General features: G+C 45.6%; 18 protein-coding genes. 8 read left to right on the top strand and 10 right to left on the bottom strand.

Annotated elements, in window-relative coordinates:
- Positions 1 to 22 precede the first annotated feature (22 nt).
- A complete protein-coding gene (locus AACR75_RS16060; protein WP_047691049.1) occupies positions 23 to 2,383 on the bottom strand; it encodes a Lon protease family protein in 2,361 nt (786 codons plus the stop codon).
- A 209-nt stretch (positions 2,384 to 2,592) separates the two neighbouring features.
- Here AACR75_RS16060 and AACR75_RS16055 point away from each other — a divergent pair, with 209 nt between their 5' ends.
- The 5 genes from AACR75_RS16055 to AACR75_RS16035 all read left to right on the top strand — a co-directional run bounded on the left by AACR75_RS16055 (position 2,593) and on the right by AACR75_RS16035 (position 7,413).
- A complete protein-coding gene (locus AACR75_RS16055) occupies positions 2,593 to 3,105 on the top strand; it encodes a hypothetical protein (RefSeq protein ID WP_047691047.1) in 513 nt (170 codons plus the stop codon).
- Between the two features lie 356 nt (positions 3,106 to 3,461).
- Positions 3,462 to 4,964, top strand: a complete 1,503-nt coding sequence (zwf, locus tag AACR75_RS16050) for a glucose-6-phosphate dehydrogenase (RefSeq protein WP_047691045.1) — start codon at positions 3,462 to 3,464, stop codon at positions 4,962 to 4,964.
- Positions 4,961 to 5,677 carry a 6-phosphogluconolactonase gene (gene pgl / locus AACR75_RS16045; protein ID WP_047691043.1) on the top strand — a complete coding sequence of 239 codons (717 nt, stop codon included), beginning with the start codon at positions 4,961 to 4,963 and terminating at the stop codon, positions 5,675 to 5,677. Before zwf ends, pgl begins: the two co-directional genes overlap by 4 nt.
- Before the next feature lie 13 nt (positions 5,678 to 5,690).
- Positions 5,691 to 7,139 (top strand): decarboxylating NADP(+)-dependent phosphogluconate dehydrogenase, encoded by a 1,449-nt coding sequence (gene gnd, locus AACR75_RS16040; RefSeq protein WP_047691040.1) that lies wholly within the window; start codon positions 5,691 to 5,693, stop codon positions 7,137 to 7,139.
- A 133-nt stretch (positions 7,140 to 7,272) separates the two neighbouring features.
- Entirely contained in the window at positions 7,273 to 7,413 is a 141-nt protein-coding gene (locus AACR75_RS16035) for a hypothetical protein (protein ID WP_010320537.1), read from the top strand.
- Between the two features lie 53 nt (positions 7,414 to 7,466).
- On the opposite strand, the gene AACR75_RS16030 is transcribed toward AACR75_RS16035, so the two are convergent.
- Positions 7,467 to 8,369: a LysR family transcriptional regulator gene (locus AACR75_RS16030; RefSeq protein WP_017050238.1), complete on the bottom strand. Its 903-nt coding sequence runs from the start codon at positions 8,367 to 8,369 to the stop codon at positions 7,467 to 7,469.
- 110 nt (positions 8,370 to 8,479) lie between these two features.
- On the opposite strand from AACR75_RS16030, the gene AACR75_RS16025 reads away from it, so the two are divergent.
- Together AACR75_RS16025 and AACR75_RS16020 are read left to right on the top strand one after the other, a co-directional pair.
- Positions 8,480 to 9,343 (top strand): MBL fold metallo-hydrolase, encoded by an 864-nt coding sequence (locus tag AACR75_RS16025; RefSeq protein ID WP_047691037.1) that lies wholly within the window; start codon positions 8,480 to 8,482, stop codon positions 9,341 to 9,343.
- The gene (locus AACR75_RS16020) at positions 9,337 to 9,960 is read left to right on the top strand and encodes a DsbA family protein (protein WP_047691034.1); all 624 of its coding nucleotides are present in this window, start codon (positions 9,337 to 9,339) and stop codon (positions 9,958 to 9,960) included. The genes AACR75_RS16025 and AACR75_RS16020 overlap by 7 nt, the downstream gene beginning before the upstream one ends.
- Positions 9,961 to 10,005: 45 nt before the next feature.
- On the opposite strand, the gene AACR75_RS16015 is transcribed toward AACR75_RS16020, so the two are convergent.
- The 6 genes from AACR75_RS16015 to rbsD all read right to left on the bottom strand — a co-directional run bounded on the left by AACR75_RS16015 (position 10,006) and on the right by rbsD (position 16,003).
- Positions 10,006 to 11,013: a substrate-binding domain-containing protein gene (locus AACR75_RS16015; RefSeq protein ID WP_047691031.1), complete on the bottom strand. Its 1,008-nt coding sequence runs from the start codon at positions 11,011 to 11,013 to the stop codon at positions 10,006 to 10,008.
- Positions 11,014 to 11,029: 16 nt separating this feature from the next.
- Entirely contained in the window at positions 11,030 to 11,950 is a 921-nt protein-coding gene (gene rbsK, locus AACR75_RS16010; RefSeq protein WP_047691028.1) for a ribokinase, read from the bottom strand.
- 175 nt (positions 11,951 to 12,125) lie between these two features.
- Positions 12,126 to 13,004 carry a ribose ABC transporter substrate-binding protein RbsB gene (gene rbsB / locus AACR75_RS16005; RefSeq protein ID WP_047691026.1) on the bottom strand — a complete coding sequence of 293 codons (879 nt, stop codon included), beginning with the start codon at positions 13,002 to 13,004 and terminating at the stop codon, positions 12,126 to 12,128.
- Between the two features lie 73 nt (positions 13,005 to 13,077).
- Positions 13,078 to 14,046 carry a ribose ABC transporter permease gene (rbsC, locus tag AACR75_RS16000; protein WP_010320544.1) on the bottom strand — a complete coding sequence of 323 codons (969 nt, stop codon included), beginning with the start codon at positions 14,044 to 14,046 and terminating at the stop codon, positions 13,078 to 13,080.
- An 11-nt stretch (positions 14,047 to 14,057) separates the two neighbouring features.
- Positions 14,058 to 15,563 (bottom strand): ribose ABC transporter ATP-binding protein RbsA, encoded by a 1,506-nt coding sequence (gene rbsA, locus AACR75_RS15995; RefSeq protein ID WP_013868175.1) that lies wholly within the window; start codon positions 15,561 to 15,563, stop codon positions 14,058 to 14,060.
- A gap of 20 nt (positions 15,564 to 15,583) precedes the next feature.
- Complete coding sequence (gene rbsD / locus AACR75_RS15990) at positions 15,584 to 16,003, bottom strand: D-ribose pyranase (protein ID WP_013868176.1); 420 nt, start codon at positions 16,001 to 16,003, stop codon at positions 15,584 to 15,586.
- A gap of 306 nt (positions 16,004 to 16,309) precedes the next feature.
- Here rbsD and AACR75_RS15985 point away from each other — a divergent pair, with 306 nt between their 5' ends.
- Positions 16,310 to 16,570 carry a DUF3012 domain-containing protein gene (locus tag AACR75_RS15985; RefSeq protein ID WP_017050233.1) on the top strand — a complete coding sequence of 87 codons (261 nt, stop codon included), beginning with the start codon at positions 16,310 to 16,312 and terminating at the stop codon, positions 16,568 to 16,570.
- A gap of 65 nt (positions 16,571 to 16,635) precedes the next feature.
- Here AACR75_RS15985 and AACR75_RS15980 read toward each other — a convergent pair whose 3' ends face one another.
- Positions 16,636 to 17,022: a hypothetical protein gene (locus AACR75_RS15980; RefSeq protein WP_047691023.1), complete on the bottom strand. Its 387-nt coding sequence runs from the start codon at positions 17,020 to 17,022 to the stop codon at positions 16,636 to 16,638.
- Positions 17,009 to 19,096: type VI secretion system tip protein TssI/VgrG (tssI, locus tag AACR75_RS15975; protein WP_047691020.1), on the bottom strand; the 2,088-nt coding region annotated here is incomplete at its 5' end. The genes tssI and AACR75_RS15980, both read right to left, overlap by 14 nt.

Below are 19,096 nucleotides of genomic sequence, written 5' to 3'. Positions count from 1 at the left end.
TTTCAAAAATCACCCAATAAGGTTATTTTCTAAGCGCATTCAGTTTGGCTTGTGCTAAACCGAAGATGGTATCAACCGGGTAGCTGCCATCTTCTGTTGCTTCGCCTGCGGGTTTGCCAGTAAAGAGCTCAACCGCTTCAGTGACATGTTCAATAGCCCAGATATTGAACTCCCCTTTCTCGACCGCTTTAACAACGTCAGCGCGTAACATCAGATTGTGCATGTTTGAACGAGGAATGATGACACCTTGCTGGCTGGTGCGCCCTTTGATTGCACACACATCAAAGAAACCTTCAATTTTCTCATTCACACCGCCAATCGGCTGCGACTCACCAAATTGGTTCATCGAACCTGTGATCGCAATATCTTGGCGATTAGGCCGTTTAGAAAACGCAGACACAATCGCACAGAATTCGGCCATGCTGGCACTATCACCATCCACACCACCGTAAGATTGCTCAAATGTGATGGTCGTGGTGAGTGGTACGCGCGCCGTACGGCCAAATACCGAAGAGAGATACGCGGATAAAATCATCACACCTTTAGAGTGGATGCTGCCACCCAGATCGACACTGCGCTCGATATCGATAATGTCACCATCGCCATAGGAAGTGGTGGCGGTAATACGGTTTGGCGCACCAAACATATGATCGCTGGTGCTCAATACCGACAGCGCATTCACCTGCCCGACCGCCATGCCTTGTGTTTGGATTAGCGTTGTACCGTTAACATACGACTCCATCACACTGTCTTGCAGGCGGCTCACACGCATCTCTTGGTTGCTGAGCGCCTCTTCGACATGATTCTGGCGGATCATGTTTGAATTAGCCTGCTTCGCCACATAGTTAGATTCGCGTAACAAATTGGCAATATGCGCCGAATGAAGTGACAGTTTGCCTTGATCGCCCGTTGTACGTGAACTGTGTTCAATGATGCGTGCAATCGCTTTACGGTCGCAATGCAGCATATTGTTGTCGTGCACTATGCTCGAAATAAAACGCGCGTAATGTAGCTCGGTATCGGGCGTACGTTTCATCTCATCTTCAAAATCGGCCGTTACTCGGAACAATTCGCTAAATTCAGGATCGTAATGAGTCAGCAGCTGATAGGTGTGGTAATCACCAAACAGGATGATTTTCACATTTAGCGGGATAGGCTCTGGGTCAAGTGAAACCGTCCCTGTTAGCGTGACCTCTTTTTCCAAAGAGGTAAAACTCATTTGGCGTGAACGCAGCGCACGCTTTAAACCGTCCCAAACATAGGGCTGTTCAAGCACTTTCACCGCATCCATCAACAGCACACCACCATTGGCTTTATGTAAACTACCCGATCGAATCAACGAAAAATCGGTAAATACTGTGCCTTTAAAAGTCGCCGTTTCGATATAACCAAATAGAGAGTGGTAGTTCGGGTTCTCTTCTACCACGATCGGTAGCTTGTCTGAAGGCTGGCTGACCAGCACATTGACTTTGTAGCGACGCGGCAGACGCTTATCTAAAGAAGCTGTCGCGACTTCGCCTTGCTCACTGTCTTCATCTAAGAAAATGTCTGCATTATCGACGATGTCTTTTTGTAACTCCGTGAGATAGGTTTTGATGTCTGGGTAGCCAGAATAATCTTGCTTAAGCTGCTTAATAAAGTGAGTAATGACACCAAGCGTTACTTCATCATTGAGCTTTTTGATCTTCTCACTGTAGGAGTCTTCCCATTCGGTCAGTTGACGTACCATATTGCGTAGGCTGATTTCTAGCTCATCAATGGTATGACTAAAGTGCTCTTGCTCTTTTTTAGACAAGGCGTCAAAGGACTCTTCGGTGTGCATCTCTTCACCGTTCATCGCAACAAATTGATAGTCGCCTTGAGTGGTGATGGTTAAGCTAATGCCTTTATCTTTGGCTTCTTTACTGATGCTATCCAATTCACTTTGCTGTTTTTGTGCCATCTGATTTTTCAGTTTATCGGCACGAGCAAAGTAAATCTCGTTATCAAAAGCTAACGGGATCGCATTGACCAACTTATTCATTAACTTTTCAATGTCTTGCTTGAGTTTAACTCCAATACCCGAAGGTAACTTCAGCACTTTTGGGGTTCGAATATCGCTGAAATTGGCCACATAACACCAATCAAACAACGCCTCGACATCATGCTGATGGCGGTTTAAATAGCGCAAAATCATCGTACGTTTGCCCAACCCATTACGGCCAATCGCGTAGATGTTGTAACCCTTCTCTTTGATCGACATTGCAAATTCGACCGCTTTTTGCGCCCGTTCTTGGCCCACAATCTCATCAACTGGATCTAACTCCTTAGTTGATTTACAAGGGAGTTTTTCTAACTGGGCAACGTGGTAGAGCTGCTCTGCATTCAATTGTTGAATCGCCATCACTCCGCTCCTTAGCTTTTGGATTCTTGTTGTAGTTTGACCTAAGTGTAGAAGCAATTCATTTATATTTTAGCGAGTTACACCTTATTCGCGTTTAACCGAACAAATAATAAACAATCACCGCACTTAAAATCTCAAATAACAATTATTTGCATTTGATAATAAATTGCATTTAAATAAGTGAACGCCGTCATTCTGGAGAATTGAGTATGGACTTACAACAGTGCTGGACAAGCTATCTCAATGCTGAACAACTATTAGCGCAGGGGCATTGGCCACAAGCACACTGTTTGTTTGAAGATGTACTGCATCATATGCCAAGTCATATTCAATCAGCGCTAAACTGCGAACATACAAAACCTTGCCAGTTGGTGTGCTTGATCTCTGGGCTATGTGATGCTGCTGTTTCTCAATCTGAAATTTTCAACCACTTGGGCCAGCATAAACAAGCCTTTGATGTCTTAAATCAATCTTATGCTCTGCTGCAGTTTACTGCGATTGAGCACAATGCCTTGGTTAACCGCCTTGCAAACGTACTCACCAAACAAAGCGATGACTTGCTCAAACATATGGGTGCTTTTTGTTCAGCGCAGCGCAGTGCGACTTGGATGTTGGAGTTCGAACACGTACAAAAAGCGCACCACTATTTCAACCAACTCAAACGTTATAACCAAGTACAGGCTCAAGTTCCGTCGTCAAACTGTCATTGTTCAACTGAATAATCACCATAGAGTTACCATTCCGGATAAGACTGACCACCTAGCATCATTCACAGCCGCTATAAGTAACGTGCTGTGGTCAGGGGATGAGACTTAGGCAGAACCTAACCTCTCACCCTGAAAATGTGTCGAGATGGCATGAGAATTTAATCGATTGCGTTATCAATAGTTGATGTATGTCAAATTGTCGTAGACAATACGCACCCGAGTCTAGGGGCGATCCCTAGACTGCGTTCTGCACTTTTGGAGGAGCGCATTGGTTTTAACTATCGACATTATAGTTAGAGCCTATTTTCTATTTTTGCATGACGCTGCTACCGTTGGCGCATGCTAAATACCTCGTTTTTAAGGGAAAGATGATGGTAATACCTGAAAACAGCAGTATTGTGATTTTTGGTGCTTCAGGCGACTTAACCTATCGCAAGCTTATACCTGCTCTGTATCACTTGTTCGCCAGTGATCAACTGCCGAAATCCTTTGCTATTCTGGGCGTCAGCCGAACCCAATACAGCGATGAGTCATACCGTGAAAAATTAAAGCGCTCTCTTCAGGAAATGGAAAAGACCGTCCCAGATATTCTCGACGCCTTTTGCGAGCACTTGCATTATCAAGCGATCAATACTTCAGATGTTGCAGAATACGCGCAGCTCGCCACGCGCCTTGACTCTTTGGCTGATCAATACCAATTCACGCAACGCAACACTCTGTTCTATCTCGCGACGCCGCCGAGCCTTTATGGCGTCATCCCGGCCAATCTCGCAGCGCATGGATTAAATAGCGAAGCGCAAGGTTGGAAGCGTTTGATCATCGAAAAACCGTTTGGTTATGACCTCGCATCGGCTCAAAGCCTTGATATCGAAATTCATCGCCATTTCCAAGAACACCAGATCTACCGTATCGACCATTATTTAGGCAAAGAGACGGTACAAAACCTGTTGGTTTTCCGTTTTGCTAACGGGATGTTCGAACCTTTGTGGAACCGCAATTTCATTGACTATGTCGAAATTACAGGCGCAGAATTTTTGGGCGTCGAAGAACGCGGTGGCTATTACGACGGTTCTGGTGCGGTGCGTGATATGTTCCAAAACCATTTACTGCAAGTGTTAGCTATGGTTAGCATGGAACCACCAGCCGCCATTAATGCCGATTCAATTCGTAACGAAGTCAATAAAGTGCTGCAAAGCCTGCAACCGCTTTCTAATGATGACCTACGCCACAACCTCGTACTGGGGCAATATACGGAATCAGAAGTTCGTGGCCAGTTTTTACCCAGTTACCGTGATGAACATGGTGTGGCAGCAGATTCCCGCACTGAAACCTATGTCGGTTTGAAAATGTTTATCAATAACTGGCGCTGGAATGGTGTGCCATTTTATGTGCGTTCAGGTAAACGTTTACCAACGCGCGTCACCGAAGTGGTCATTCACTTTAAGCGTACGCCACACCCTGTTTTTGGGCAAAATGCCCCTGAAAACAAGCTCATCATTCGCATTCAGCCCGATGAAGGCATTCAAATGAGCTTTGGTTTGAAGGAGCCAGGTGCGGGCTTTAAAGCCAAAGAAGTCTCTATGAACTTCCATTACACATCACTGGAAGAAACCAAGATGTTGACCGCTTATGAACGGCTCCTTTTGGATGCGCTCAACGGTGATGCAACTTTATTTGCGCGTACCGATGCCGTAGAAGCGTGTTGGAAGTTCGTGCAACCTATTTTGGATTTTAAACAAGACCCTCAATCGCTGTTTGGCTATGCCTGTGGCACGTGGGGACCAAAAGAGTCCGATTTGCTGCTACACAATGATGGCCGCGCGTGGCGCTTCCCGTGTAAAAACTTGACCGATACGGATTACTGCGAATTATGATCAATCATAAAATTTTTCAAACCCCAGAACAGGTGGTTGAAACGCTCGCCAATGAAATGCAACGCTATAGCGAGCAAGGTCAGCCAGTTCATATCTCCCTTTCCGGTGGCAGCACACCCAAAATGCTGTTCAAATTATTGGCCAGTGAACCTTATGCACAGGCGATTGCATGGCAAAACCTGCATTTTTGGTGGGGTGATGAACGCTGTGTTGCTCCTGACGATGCCGAAAGCAACTTTGGTGAAGCCAATACACTGCTGTTTAGCCAAGTGAACATTCCACCTCAAAATATTCACCGTATTCGCGGCGAAGATGATCCACAAAGCGAAGCTAAGCGCTTTGCCGATGAGATGGCAAAAGTCATTCCATCCGTCAACGGTACTCCTGTTTTTGATTGGATTTTGCTCGGTGTTGGCGCAGATGGCCATACGGCATCCCTGTTCCCTAATGTGACCGACTACGAGGATGAGAATTTATCTTTAGTGGCAACGCATCCAGAATCAGGCCAACTTCGTGTCTCTAAAACAGCGAAAGTGTTGGAAGCTGCAAAACGCATTAGTTACCTCGTTCTTGGCGCAGGTAAAGCCGAGATCGTACACGAAATTCACACCACGAAAGCCGAGGATCTTCCTTATCCGGCTGCCAAAGTTAAATCAACAACTGGCAAAACAGAGTGGTTTTTAGATTCAGATGCCGCAACAAAGATTGCGTGAAGGAGAGAAATAAATGAAAGGTGATATCGGTGTAATCGGCCTAGCAGTGATGGGCCAAAACCTTATCCTAAATATGAACGACCACGGTTTTAAAGTGGTAGCTCACAACCGTACCGCGGCAAAAGTCGATGAATTCCTAGCAGGTCCAGCGAAAGACACCAATATTGTTGGTGCTTATTCACTGCAAGAGTTAGTCGACAAACTGGCGACACCTCGCAAAGTGATGCTGATGGTGCGTGCGGGCCAAGTCGTGGATGATTTCATCGACCAACTGGTTCCGTTACTCGATAAAGGCGACATCATTATCGATGGCGGTAACACGAACTTCCCAGACACCAACCGCCGTGTTGCAGCACTGCGTGAGAAAGGTATTCACTTTATCGGTACAGGCGTTTCTGGCGGCGAAGAAGGGGCACGTTTTGGCCCATCTATCATGCCAGGTGGCGCACCTGAAGCTTGGGAAGCCGTGAAGCCAATTTTCCAAGGTATCTCAGCAAAAACCGAAGCTGGTGAACCTTGCTGTGATTGGGTGGGTAACGACGGCGCGGGCCACTTCGTTAAAATGGTGCACAACGGTATCGAATATGGCGATATGCAGCTAATTACCGAAGCTTATCAGTTTATGAAAGACGGCTTGGGTTTAAACCATGATGAAATGCAAAAAGTGTTTGCTAATTGGAATAAGACCGAGCTCGATAGCTATCTAGTGGAAATCACCGCTGATATCTTAGGCTACAAAGACGAAGATGGTGAAGCTCTGGTTGAGAAAATCCTCGATACTGCTGGCCAAAAAGGCACAGGTAAATGGACGGGCATTAACGCACTCGATATGGGTATTCCGCTGACGCTCATCACTGAGTCAGTTTTCTCTCGTTGCCTTTCAGCATTGAAAGATCAGCGCGTTGCTGCCGAAGCGCTGTTTGGTAAGAGCAATATGCAGATCGAAGGTGATAAACAAGAGTGGGTTGACGCACTTCGTCAAGCGCTACTTGCGTCTAAGATCATCTCTTACGCACAAGGCTTTATGCTAATGCGCCAAGCGTCTAACGAGAATGGTTGGAATCTTAACTACGGTAACGTGGCATTGATGTGGCGTGGTGGTTGTATCATCCGCTCCGCATTCCTGAGCAACATTCGTGATGCGTTCGAAGCTAACCCAGAAATCGCCTTCTTAGGTTCAGATGCCTACTTCAAGGGCATTTTGGATAACTGCCTAGCGGCTTGGCGTAAAGTAGCGGCCAAATCAATGGAAGTCGGCATTCCAATGCCATGTATGACCTCCGCACTCACTTTCTTAGATGGCTACACCACCGCTCGCTTACCGGCTAATTTACTGCAAGCACAACGTGATTACTTTGGTGCTCACACTTATGAGCGTACTGACCGTCCACGTGGTGAATTCTTCCACACAAACTGGACCGGTACAGGCGGAAATACGGCGTCTACCACTTACGACGTATAAAAAATTCGGCTTACGATGAAAAAAGGACTAGCTAAGCCCCTTCATCTACGCCTATAATTTGACCGTCATGGAGGATGTTAACTAGGTTAACATCCTCTATTTTTTTGTTTCCAAAACTACATGAGATCCAAAGATGACCATCAATAAGTTCTATGTATTTGTCCCACAGGCTGTGGAAGAAGACACTCATAGGGAAAATGAAGTTCAATCTGCTATGGAAGCTCAACGTCAGGCATTAGTGCAACAAGCGCAGAAACAAGGCGCAGTAGCATAATCCATAAGCAGAGTGTGGCAACACGCTCTGCTTATCACTCCTCTCTACCTCATCTATAGGCATATCGTTTGCCAATCATGATTCACAAAATACTCCTTTAAGTGATCAATCAAAGCTCTGACAGCGGGTGATAAATGACGCCGAGAAGGATATAAAGCGTAAATGTCCATTTTCTTCGGTTGCCAATGCGCTAACACCTGTTGTAAGTCCCCCCTTTCTAACGCACCCTTGGCTAGATAAGTCGGCTGTAAAGCAACGCCCATCCCGTGGATAGCCGCATGTAACAAAGTGGTGGCTTCATTCGCAGTTAGCTGGCATGGCACCTCCACCGATTGATGCTTATCATCTTGTTTTAAATGCCAAATATGTCGCTCAAAGTTTTTGTATCCAAGACAACGATGCTGTGAGAGATCGCTTGGTGTGAGTATTGGCTCACAGCGCATTAGATACTCAGGAGAGGCAACCAATACAGAATCACATTGGGCGATAGGGCGCCCGATTAAAGAAGGATCGGGATCGGCTGCAATACGGATCGCTAAATCAATTCGCTCTGCAATCAAATCTGCGGTTTTATCCTGTACATCAATATCAATTTCGATATTTGGATGCGTATTCAAAAAAGGTTTAACGGCCGGGATCAGTTGAGAAAAGCCAAACGACATGCTGGTCGCAATCCTGATTTTTCCAGATAACGACTGTTGATCCATCAACTGATGTTCTAATTGCTGCGCTTGCTCGACCCATAATTTTATCGCGTCTAGGCATTGAACTCCTGCTGATGTGAGCGATACTTTTCGTGTGGTTCGGTTTAATAACCGAGCTTGTAACCAAGTTTCCATGGTTTCAACATGCCGAGTCACCATAGGACGAGAAATATCCAGCCGTTCCGCTGTCGCCGTAAAACTTTGGGTAATCGCTATATCTAAAAAGACCTGAGCTGCTGTGAGTTTGTCCATGATTAGTTCTAATTAAGAAACAATGATGTCAATTATTAGCTATATATCCGAACAAGTCTAATTCGTATGATAGCTCCCGAACCGATAACATACTCTTTGGATAAATAATCATGAAAACACTGACTCTAATTACAGCAACCACACTCATCAGCAGCACCGCGTTTGCAGCACAACAACCTTTGACACTTGACGTCTACAATGCAGATGGCAATAGCTTCCATGTCAACTCCACTTTGGTTTATGGCGAAACAGAAGCGATGGTGGTTGACACTGGCTTTACTAAAGCCGACGCACTCCGTATTGCAGCAAAAGTACTCGACTCTGGCAAAAACTTAACCACGATTTTTATTAGCCAAGCTGACCCTGATTACTACTTTGGCGCTGAAGTACTGCATGACATGTTTCCACAAGCGAAAGTGCTGACGACTCCTGGCGTACGTGCAACGATTGCAGAAAAACTCGAAGGTAAACTGGCATTTTGGGCTCCAAAAATGGGGGCAAATGCCCCTGTAAAACCGATACTACCAACAGCTTATAATGGCAAAACCTTAACCATTGATGGGCAAACTATTGAAATTCGCGATGCGGATGGAGCATTAGCGCATCGTCCTTATTTATGGATACCAGCCAATAAAGCGATTTTAGGTAACGTCGCGGTATACGGAAATGTTCATTTATGGATGGCTGATGCACAAAGTGATGCGAGCCGCCAAGCTTGGGCGCAACAACTTGATCAAATGAAAGCACTCAAACCAAACGTAGTGATCCCGGGGCATATGACTTCTGGAACAGCGCTTGATGCTTCTTCAATTGAATTTGCACAACAATATCTTATGGATTTTGCTAAAGCCAAAGCAAACAGCAAAGACAGCGCTCAGTTAATTCAAACCATGCAAAACCTTTACCCTAATGCTGGCCTACCAATGGCTTTAGAAATTGGTGCCAAAGTTCACATGGGTGAGATGAAATGGTAAGCGTCCACTATATTTTCGACCCAATGTGTGGCTGGTGTTACGGAGCAACCTCTCTGATTCAGCAGTTGAATGAAATGAGCGGAGTACAACTGCACCTTCATCCGGGTGGAATGATCGAGCGATCGCCTCTTTCAGATGGTTTTCGCCAACATGTACTGCAAGCTGATCAGCGCATTGCTCAGCAAACAGGAGCCGTATTTGGGGAAGGTTACATCGCCAAAATCAAAAGTGGCGAAACCGTGATATTGGACTCATACGTTACTGCTCAAGCCATTATTGCAGCGCAATTACTCGGTGTATCGCCAAGTGTTATGCTCAAAAGCATTCAACAAGCGCATTACCAGCAAGGTTTGCCTGTGGCCGATACTGAAACATTAGCACTGTTAGCCCAATCGCTTGACCTAGAGCTAAATCAATGGGAACAAGTGATGGATCAAGCTAAAGCTCAGTTACCAGAGCAGTTAGAGCAGACGCAAAGCTTAATGGCGCAATATCAGCTTTCTGGTTTTCCCTCGATTGTGTATGAAGCAGAGGGGCAATGGCGAACCGTATCTGTTAGCCATTTCTATAATCGACCGCAACAATGGGCTGATTTCTGGAAAAATATGACTCAGTAATTAGTGCCTCATCCCTCTCTTGACTAAAGAGAGGGATTTTTCCATCTACTTGTTCATCATTTTGATGCTTTTACGCACCACTAAAGTCGGCTCTAATTGGACAATTTGCGGTTCGAGCGCTTCGTTTTCTAAACGGGCAAGTAAGGTGTCAACTGCCGCTTTACCTAAACGATATTTGGGTTGATGAATAGTGGTTAGAGCTGGCGACATAAAACGGGCGATGTGAATATCGTCATACCCCATCAGCGAAAGATCTTCAGGAATGCGGATCCCTTTTTCATTAGCTGCATTAATCACACCCATTGCCATCATGTCATTAGAGACAAAAATCGCACTCGGTAATGGTCCTTTGGCTAACATTTTATTGAACGCTTCGTAGCCACCTTCACATTCAAAATCGGATTCAACAATCCAATTGGGATAAATGTCCAAACCTGCTTCCAAGACAGCGCGCTTATAGCCTTCATAACGCATTTGAGCTTGATGTCGAATCAATGGCCCAGTAATGCAACCGATTTCTTTATGACCGCACTCAATCAAATAGTTCGTCGCAATATAACCACCACGTAAAGAGTTATCTTGTATTTTATCGCTAGGAAAGAGCATTGGGCCCCAATCCATCACTACGACAGGGATATCTGGGTAGCGTTCAAAAACGTCAATCCGCTCACCTTCTAAGGTGGAGCACATCAAAAGTAAGCCATCAACGCGCTTTTGCAGCAGCGTGTTGATAGAGGCTTGCATCCGCTGGCTATCCCCTTCGGTATTACACAAAATAAGGTTATAACCTTTGTGATAGCAACTGCGCTCTACCCCTTTGACCACTTCGCCAAAAAAGGGGTTAGTCGAAGTGGTCACTAACATACCAATGGTGCGCGTTCGGTTCATTTTGAGACTACGAGCCAATGCTGACGGGGCATAGTTCAGATCTTGCGCGGCTTTATTGACACGCTCAGCGATTTCATCGCTCACATAGCGAGATTTATTAATGACATGGCTGACGGTAGACGTGGATACGCCGGCTAATCTTGCAATATCTTTCATTGTCGCCATGTCTGTTTTTCCTATTCTATTGATGCTGAGCGAGAAACGCGTCCACTTCTACTCGGGTGGGTATTGAGGTTTGCGCGCCAAAACGGGTAACAGAAATGGCTGCCGCAGCATGCGCAAATTTAATGGCTGATTCTAAAGGCATATCTTCCAAAAGACCCGTTACTAAAGCACCGTTAAACGTATCACCTGCCGCGGTGGTGTCTGTCACATCGACTTTAAAACCAGCAATCAGTTGACCACGTCCATTTTGGCTTAGCCAAACGCCTTTTGCACCTAAGGTGATCAAGACGATTTCAATCCCTTTTTTATGCAGTTCATTGGCCGCTAATTGCGCCGTGTGATCATCATCAACCGTGATCCCCGTTAAGCGCTGCGCTTCCGTTTCGTTTGGTGTGATCACATCGACACATTCTAGCAGAGTATCAGGCAGATCTCGGGCTGGCGCTGGGTTTAAAATCACATTGGTACGATTTTGTTTGGCGATTTGCGCAGCTTTAATAATGCCATCGATTGGCGTCTCTAATTGCATCAATAAATATTTGGCCGCGCCAATGGCGGCTAAATCCGGTTCAATGGCATCAGCCGTCAGCTTGTCATTCGCCTCTGCCGAAATACAGATGCTGTTTTCTCCGCTGTCCGAGACTTGGATCATCGCGATGCCCGTCGGACAATTGGGCTGCATTTTAACTCCCGCAATGTTGATACCATCGAGCTTAAAATTCTCACGAATATTGATACCGAATGCATCGTCACCCACGCAGGCAATAAAACCGATGTCCGCTTTTAATCGCGCGGCCGCTACAGCTTGGTTAGCCCCTTTACCACCGGGAATAACTTGATAATGACGACCATGCAGCGTCTCGCCCGAGCGAGGAAATGAAGGCACTTGCAAAACATGGTCAGCGTTAACACTACCTAATACCACTAACTGATTCATAATTTGTCCTTTGTTCATGAGTGAACATGTTTGAAATAGAGCTGGAGAGGTTTGGCTTTTGTGGCTTCACCTGAAAAAACAAACCTATCGAGCCTGATTACTGGTTATTGATGGCTGAGGGGTTATAGAAGAGGTAGCTCTCTACGAGCCAGTAAAGAGCTACCTACAGCAAAGATTATTTGCTGATGATTTTTAGAGGAACCGGAATGTACTCATCCACTTGTTCGCCTTTTAGCATTTTATCGGCCGTTTCAATGCCAAGTGCACCGATCATGTCTGGTTGTTGAGCAACAGTCGCAGCAAGTTGGCCGCGTTCTACCGCCGCGATACCATCGTCGGTACCATCAAAACCGATGATCATCACCTCTTTGCCTGATGCTTGAACGGCGCGAAGTGCACCCAATGCCATTTCATCATTTTGGGCAAATACGGCTTGAACATCTGGGTTTGCCGCTAGCAGGTTTTCCATTACATTCAAACCTTTAGTGCGGTCAAAATCAGCAGGCTGGCTAGCAAGCAGTTCCATTTCACTGCCTTTCACCGCGTTCATGAAACCTTCTCCACGCTCACGAGCGGCCGATGTGCCGGCAATCCCTTCCAGTTGAATGACTTTGGCTTTTGCACCGATTTTTTCGACGATAAAGTGACCGGCCATTTCACCACCGACTACGTTATCAGAAGCGATGTGGCTCACAACATCACCACGGCTTGCACCGCGATCCAGTGTCAACACTGGCACTTTAGCGCGGTTTGCCATACGAATGGCGTTAGAGACGGCATCAGAATCGGTTGGGTTGATCAAAATCGCTTTAACGCCACGAACGGTTAAGTCTTCTACGTTTGATAGCTCTTTGCTTGGATCATTTTGTGAATCCAAGACGATCAGGTTGTAGCCTAACTCTTTTGCTTTCGCTTCTGCGCCATCTTTCATGGTGACAAAAAATGGGTTGTTCAGAGTGGATAGTACAATCGCCATGGTGTCTTGCGCATACGCAGCCACAGAGACAGTGGTGGAAAGTAGAGCAGCAGAGATTAAAGTTGCAAGTTTTTTCATCTTTATAGTCCTTTTTGTAGGGGCCGTTTTAAAGCTAATATGGCTCGCTTTAAAACGGAGGTTTTCTATCGTGTTACTTATTTTTGTTATCCACGAGTACCGCGAGCAAAATAACCACGGCTTTCGCAATCATTTGGTAGTAAGAAGAGACATCAAGCAGGTTCAGCGCGTTATTAAGAAAGCCGATGATCAGCGCCCCAATTAACGTGCCCATAATGCGTCCTTTACCCCCCATCAAGCTGGTACCACCAAGTACAACGGCAGCGATGGCATCCAGCTCATAACCCATACCAGCAGTCGGTTGCGCAGAAGAGAGGCGAGACGTGACGATAATGCCAGCCAGCGCAGCCAATAGACCACAGATGGCGTACACACCAATTTTCACGCGATCCACATTAATACCTGACAATCGCGTCGCAGACTCATTGCCACCTAGCGCGTAAACATAGCGGCCAAAACGTGTATGGTTGAGTAAGTACCAAACCGCAGCAAAGACTACCACCATCATCCACACCGGAACGGGAATACCCAATGCGTAACCTGTACCAAACCAAGCAAAAGCATCTGCAGTATCGGTAAAACCTGTCGAAATTGGACGCCCATCGGTATAAACCATGGTCACACCACGCAGTAAGGTCATAGTGACTAAGGTGGCAATAAACGCCTGCACTTTACCTTTGGCGATAATGATGCCGCTAATCGCACCCAGTGCCGCGCCAGCAAGTAACGCTGTAGGGACTGCGATAATGACAGGAATCTCAAGACCAATCATGGTTGCAGCAAAAGCGCCGCACAACGCCAGTACCGAGCCAACACTCAAATCGATACCTGCCGTTAGAATAACCAAGGTCATCCCCACAGCGATAATGGCGTTGACTGAGGTTTGGCGCAAAATGTTCAGTATGTTGTCAACAGTGAAGAAATTGGGGTTTAAAAAAGAGACAACGACCACTAAAAAAAGCAAAGCAATCAGTGATTTTTGCTCAATGAGCCACTCTTTACTGATCCATTTTCTGCGGTTAGTTTGGGTTGAATTACTCATGCTGTTACTGCTCATGCTGCTTCCTCATTGATCTTTTTGCCTACCGCACAGGCGAGTAGAATCTCTTGGTTGGCTTGTTTGGCACTGAATTCGCCGCTGATTCGACCTTCATGCATCACCAAAATTCGGTCACTCATCCCTAGCACTTCTGGCATCTCTGACGAAACCAAAATAATACTCATCCCTTCGGCTTTAAATTGGTTAATCAATTGGTAAATCTCTTTTTTGGCTCCCACGTCAACACCGCGTGTGGGTTCATCCAAAATCAAGACTTTAGGGCGTGTCATCAACCCTTTGGCAATCGCTACTTTTTGCTGATTGCCACCGGATAAATTGCCAATGATTTGATCACGAGATGGCGTTTTGATGTTGAATAGGCGAATGAAATCTTCCACTGCGATGACTTCATCACTGTGTTGAATCTGTACACCTTTGCTAAATTTATTCAACGCACACAGTGACATGTTCTCTTTCACCGACAGGCCAAGAACCAAACCGTCCCCTTTGCGATCTTCCGAAATATACGCGATACCGTTTGCAAGGCCATCTTGTGGGCTGACTGGGTTGATGGTTTTGTTCTCAAGGTTAATCACGCCTCGCTCACTGGGCAGCGCGCCGTAAATCACTTTCATTAATTCAGTGCGCCCTGCGCCCATCAAACCCGAGACACCGAGGATTTCACCTCGTTTGAGCGTAAAATTAATGTCATGCACACCTGAACCCGTGAGGCCTATCACTTCAAGGCAAGTGTCGCCGTGCTTTACCTCAATACGTGGGTACTGCTCTTCTAATTTCCGGCCGACCATCATCTCAATCAGGCCATCTTCATTGGTGTCAGACACTTTGCACTGGCCAATGAATTTGCCATCACGTAACACAGTAATGTCGTCACAAATTTCAAAAATTTCTTTCAACCGATGTGAGATATAAACAATGCCGCAACCTTGTTCACGCAGCTCGTTAATCACATTAAATAACGATTCAGTTTCGGTATCCGTCAGCGCATCCGTCGGCTCATCCATGATGATCACTTTCGACTCAAATGAGAGCGCTTTTGCAATCTCAACCATCTGTTGCTCACCAAGGCTTAAGTCACCCAACAAGGTCTTGGAGCTGTGTTTAACATTTAAGCGAGCCAGTAGTTTGTCGGCTGCTTGGTACATTTCATTCCATAAAATTCGCCCCATCGCACCGGTTATCTCTCTGCCTAGAAAAATGTTTTCAGCAATAGTTAATTCCGGAATCAAATTCAACTCTTGGTGAATAATGCTGATGCCTGCTTGTTGTGAATCTCGTGGGCCTTTAAAGGCGGCTGGTTTTCCTTGGTAAGTGATAGAACCCGCATCCAATGAATAGATACCCGTCAACACTTTCATTAAGGTTGATTTACCCGCGCCGTTTTCGCCCATCAACGCCATCACGCGGCCGGGGTAAACATTGAGGCTAGCTTTATCGAGCGCTTTCACGCCGGGGAACGCTTTTTCAATCTCACTGAGCGCTAAAATTGCTTGAGTCATAGTGGATCCTCAATCGCGGCTTAAAACACGACGCCTGCTTGAAAAATAACATTCGCATACGGCGTACATTCGCCTGTTCTTACCACGGCGCGGCTGCGCATAGTGCGCTCTTTAAAATCTTGATGAGAGAGGTAAGTGACAGCAATCGCTTTCTCGCACAACTCCTCTTCCGCTTTCAGCTCAGCAAGCAGCGCTTTGTGATGCTCAGGGCTTACTTGTGCAAACTCTTCAGCAATGATCACACCTTCAATTTGAGATTCAGAAAGAATCACGCGGACCGTGTCAATAAAACCGGGAATACCGTGAGTTAATGCTAAATCAATACGCTGCACTTCATCAGGAATGGGCAAACCTGCATCACAAATTGTGATTTCGTCGGTATGCCCTAAAGTAGCCACCAAGTAAGAGAGTTCTGAGTTTAATAGGGTACTTTTTTTCATTGTTATACCTTCACGTTAGGCTTTATGTTTCGCTTTTTGACACCTTTCTATCACTCTTGAATCGTTCAAGAAAATCTCATCGAAACGTTTCGATGAATCCTAGCGTAGCAAAAATAATTTGCACGATGCGAAAATAGGTAATGTGATTTTGATCGTTGATTAGTGAGCTGAGGAGTAAAAAAGAGTGAGGACCATCACTGAGTGATTTGTCATTAGATGCCCATTTTTAGCATAGGATTAACACTGAGACCGTGATTTTCGGTATAGTCACTCCGAACAAAAATCGCATCCATTTGGAACTCAAACATGAAAAAAATAGCCTTGGTATTGTTTACTGCATTCTCACTCGCCGCCTGCTCAGAAGTGGGCAGCGAAGCATGGTGTCAAGATATGAAAGAGAAACCAAAAGGCGAATGGAACGCCGGGCAGGCGGTGGATTATGCAAAGCACTGTGTCTTCCAATCACAAATTGGCAGCGACGCGTGGTGTGAAGATATGAAAGACAAGCCAAAAGGTGATTGGACAGCGAATGAGGCTGGCGACTTCGCTAAGCATTGTATTTTTTAGGATTGGTTTAAATAAAGAGCCTAGCTATGTTGGCTCTTTATTCTATTTAAAACAACAGTCAATATCTAACCGTAGGGCTCATCACATTCTATTTTTTGATCTTCGGTAAAAATACGACAGCTCATTGAATACCAGAGTGTATCGTATGAAAAACTAATATCGCTCTTTGATACACTTTTTAAAGTAATATAAAAACCTTGCTTATCACTATTCGACAAGTTTTCATTCTCGTTAATAACACAATACTCATAATGCTTTCCATTAGTAACGACATTCAGACAAGGCTTTCCTATTGGTATATAGGCAACATTATCTCCAGTTTTACCTGTCTGATTATCGTAAGACTTAATTAACGTTCTTAACTCATTACTTGGTGGAATCGGAAATGCCCCAGCATAGGATGAATAAGATAATAAAAAAGTGCAGTAAAATATTAGGTTATAAGTGGTCATATCTTATTGTCTTCCTGTTTAGTGGTACACTATTCCATACTGCATTTTCATAATGCATAATTCTTTTAAAGTTGAAATAGTTCATCGATACTTTGTCTTCAACTAATGCCGGAACATAGGCTCTACGAGTTTCAGTATAGCTATCACCACGATATGTAATATCTATAGTTACATCCTTCACACTACGAGGCATTCCTTCCCAATCAACAACTCCATATGTTTTTTGTACATCTGCTTTTGTAACTAAGATTTTTGTCTTATTTTCAAGATATTCATAAATAGTGTTAAACATAATGTACTGTTGCTTTCTAGTAATAACCAACTCTTCATCGGTTAAATCACTCGACTTCAAGGCACTCAATGCATCGCTTTTTGTTTTACCCTCAACACTTAAGAGCCACACTGATAACTTCGGGTTAAGACCCGCTAGCTCAAATAAATTTTTCAAATCCAATTTAGACGGATTTTGGCCATTAGCACCGCTTGGAGGACTGCCGAGATCCAGACCTCGCCCGATAGTAACACCTGAATTTCCTATCACTTTTCCGCGATGATTAGGTATGTGCACTTTCCGAGAAAAGAATGGGCTTCCTTCGATGTCATTCCCCTCTGCATCAAAGGTCAATTGACCTTTTGGTACAGTCAACCATTTCAGATCCATCTCATCATTTTCATAAACCCACCCATCCATCAACGCTTCGTCTAAACCTAACAATGTGCCTTGGCCAACAATACCATCAACGGGGCCAATGCTGTATGACGGATGCGTTTGATGGCTGGGTTGATAACTTTTTTGGAACTGTTCGATGGCCGTTTTGGTTTTATTACCGAAATCACCATCGGCTTGCAAATCAAATTTCATTTTGATTAACGCTTGCTGAATCAAGCTCACTTCTTCACCATTGTTGCCTTTTCTGAAAGCGCTGGCTTGTTTCTTCGCTAACTTTTCCAGCTCTTCTGAAGGTTTCAACACATCCGATTGTAGCAGTGACACTTTATCTTCGTTTTGTGCATCCTCTTTTGGGCTCTCTTCCTGAGCGCTCTTTTCTGCCACCTTCGCTTCTGACTGCTTTTCTGATGATGCAGATGATTTCTGCGCAGCGGATTGTACTGCGGCAGCCTCAAAATGAGTGATCACATTCGCTTGGCCGCTTTGCATGGTCGCGCTAATAGCACTCGCTTGTAATTCGGCCGGAGCTTTCATATCAAGTAGTGGGGTTGCCAACATGGCGGATTGCCCACCATAAGCGCTACCGCTGCCCGCACTTCCGCCAGCATTGAGGTTAATCGCAGGACCAACGATGTGCACGCCACCGGCATCCACTTTGACAAAGCTGCCACCCGCTTTTAAAGTCACTTCAGCCCCAGCTTCTACAACGATTTTAGCTCCCGCTTTAAGACTGATTTCGCGCCCTGTCTGTATCGCGGTCAGTTTGGCCACTTTATGCTGTACTGACCCGCTAATCTCTACACTGTTATCTTTGGTTATGTTATCGCGGCTTTCGCCCTCTACCGTGATGTGGTGGTTATGTTTAACGTGCGTAAGCTGGTCGTTATCCACCGTGAGGTGCTGGTCGTGCTTGATGTGCGCCGTGGCGTCATTGAGCACCAAGGCGTCTAAGTCTTTTTGCGCGTGTAGGTAGATTTTCTCTTGCGCTGCTTGGTCTTCAAAGCTCAGCTCGTTAAACCCTTGCCCTTGGTGCGTTTCACTGCGCAGCACGGTTTTGGTTTTGTTATCCGGCAATGTGTACGGCGCTTTGTTGGTCGCATGGTAGGTACGGCCTGTCACTATCGGTTGGTCTGGGTCGCCGTTAAGAAACGAGACGATGACTTCATGACCAATGCGCGGAATGGCTATCATGCCATATTGGCTGCCAGCCCAACCTTGTGACACGCGCACCCAGCACGAGCTGTGTTCATCGCCGTTGGAATATCTGTCCCACGGGAAATGCAGTTTGACGCGGCCATGTTCGTCACAGAAGATTTCTTCGCCGTCAGGGCCCACGACTAACGCCATGCAAGGGCCGTCCACTTGAGGTTTGGCTTGCGGTGTCGCACGCCACGTGACATCGGC

It is taken from the genome of Vibrio sp. ZOR0018 (genome assembly GCF_963865925.1).
Classification (GTDB): domain Bacteria; phylum Pseudomonadota; class Gammaproteobacteria; order Enterobacterales; family Vibrionaceae; genus Vibrio; species Vibrio anguillarum.
The sequence above is the reverse complement of the archived record's forward strand: the minus strand, read 5'-3'. Positions and strand labels throughout refer to the sequence as shown.

Coding starts and splice junctions, on each gene's coding strand:
- AACR75_RS16060 (WP_047691049.1), bottom strand. CDS start 2,383: ATGGCGATTCAACAATTGAATGCAGAGCAGCTCTACCACGTTGCCCAG.
- AACR75_RS16055 (WP_047691047.1), top strand. CDS start 2,593: ATGGACTTACAACAGTGCTGGACAAGCTATCTCAATGCTGAACAACTA.
- zwf (WP_047691045.1), top strand. CDS start 3,462: ATGGTAATACCTGAAAACAGCAGTATTGTGATTTTTGGTGCTTCAGGC.
- pgl (WP_047691043.1), top strand. CDS start 4,961: ATGATCAATCATAAAATTTTTCAAACCCCAGAACAGGTGGTTGAAACG.
- gnd (WP_047691040.1), top strand. CDS start 5,691: ATGAAAGGTGATATCGGTGTAATCGGCCTAGCAGTGATGGGCCAAAAC.
- AACR75_RS16035 (WP_010320537.1), top strand. CDS start 7,273: ATGACCATCAATAAGTTCTATGTATTTGTCCCACAGGCTGTGGAAGAA.
- AACR75_RS16030 (WP_017050238.1), bottom strand. CDS start 8,369: ATGGACAAACTCACAGCAGCTCAGGTCTTTTTAGATATAGCGATTACC.
- AACR75_RS16025 (WP_047691037.1), top strand. CDS start 8,480: ATGAAAACACTGACTCTAATTACAGCAACCACACTCATCAGCAGCACC.
- AACR75_RS16020 (WP_047691034.1), top strand. CDS start 9,337: ATGGTAAGCGTCCACTATATTTTCGACCCAATGTGTGGCTGGTGTTAC.
- AACR75_RS16015 (WP_047691031.1), bottom strand. CDS start 11,013: ATGGCGACAATGAAAGATATTGCAAGATTAGCCGGCGTATCCACGTCT.
- rbsK (WP_047691028.1), bottom strand. CDS start 11,950: ATGAATCAGTTAGTGGTATTAGGTAGTGTTAACGCTGACCATGTTTTG.
- rbsB (WP_047691026.1), bottom strand. CDS start 13,004: ATGAAAAAACTTGCAACTTTAATCTCTGCTGCTCTACTTTCCACCACT.
- rbsC (WP_010320544.1), bottom strand. CDS start 14,046: ATGAGTAATTCAACCCAAACTAACCGCAGAAAATGGATCAGTAAAGAG.
- rbsA (WP_013868175.1), bottom strand. CDS start 15,563: ATGACTCAAGCAATTTTAGCGCTCAGTGAGATTGAAAAAGCGTTCCCC.
- rbsD (WP_013868176.1), bottom strand. CDS start 16,003: ATGAAAAAAAGTACCCTATTAAACTCAGAACTCTCTTACTTGGTGGCT.
- AACR75_RS15985 (WP_017050233.1), top strand. CDS start 16,310: ATGAAAAAAATAGCCTTGGTATTGTTTACTGCATTCTCACTCGCCGCC.
- AACR75_RS15980 (WP_047691023.1), bottom strand. CDS start 17,022: ATGACCACTTATAACCTAATATTTTACTGCACTTTTTTATTATCTTAT.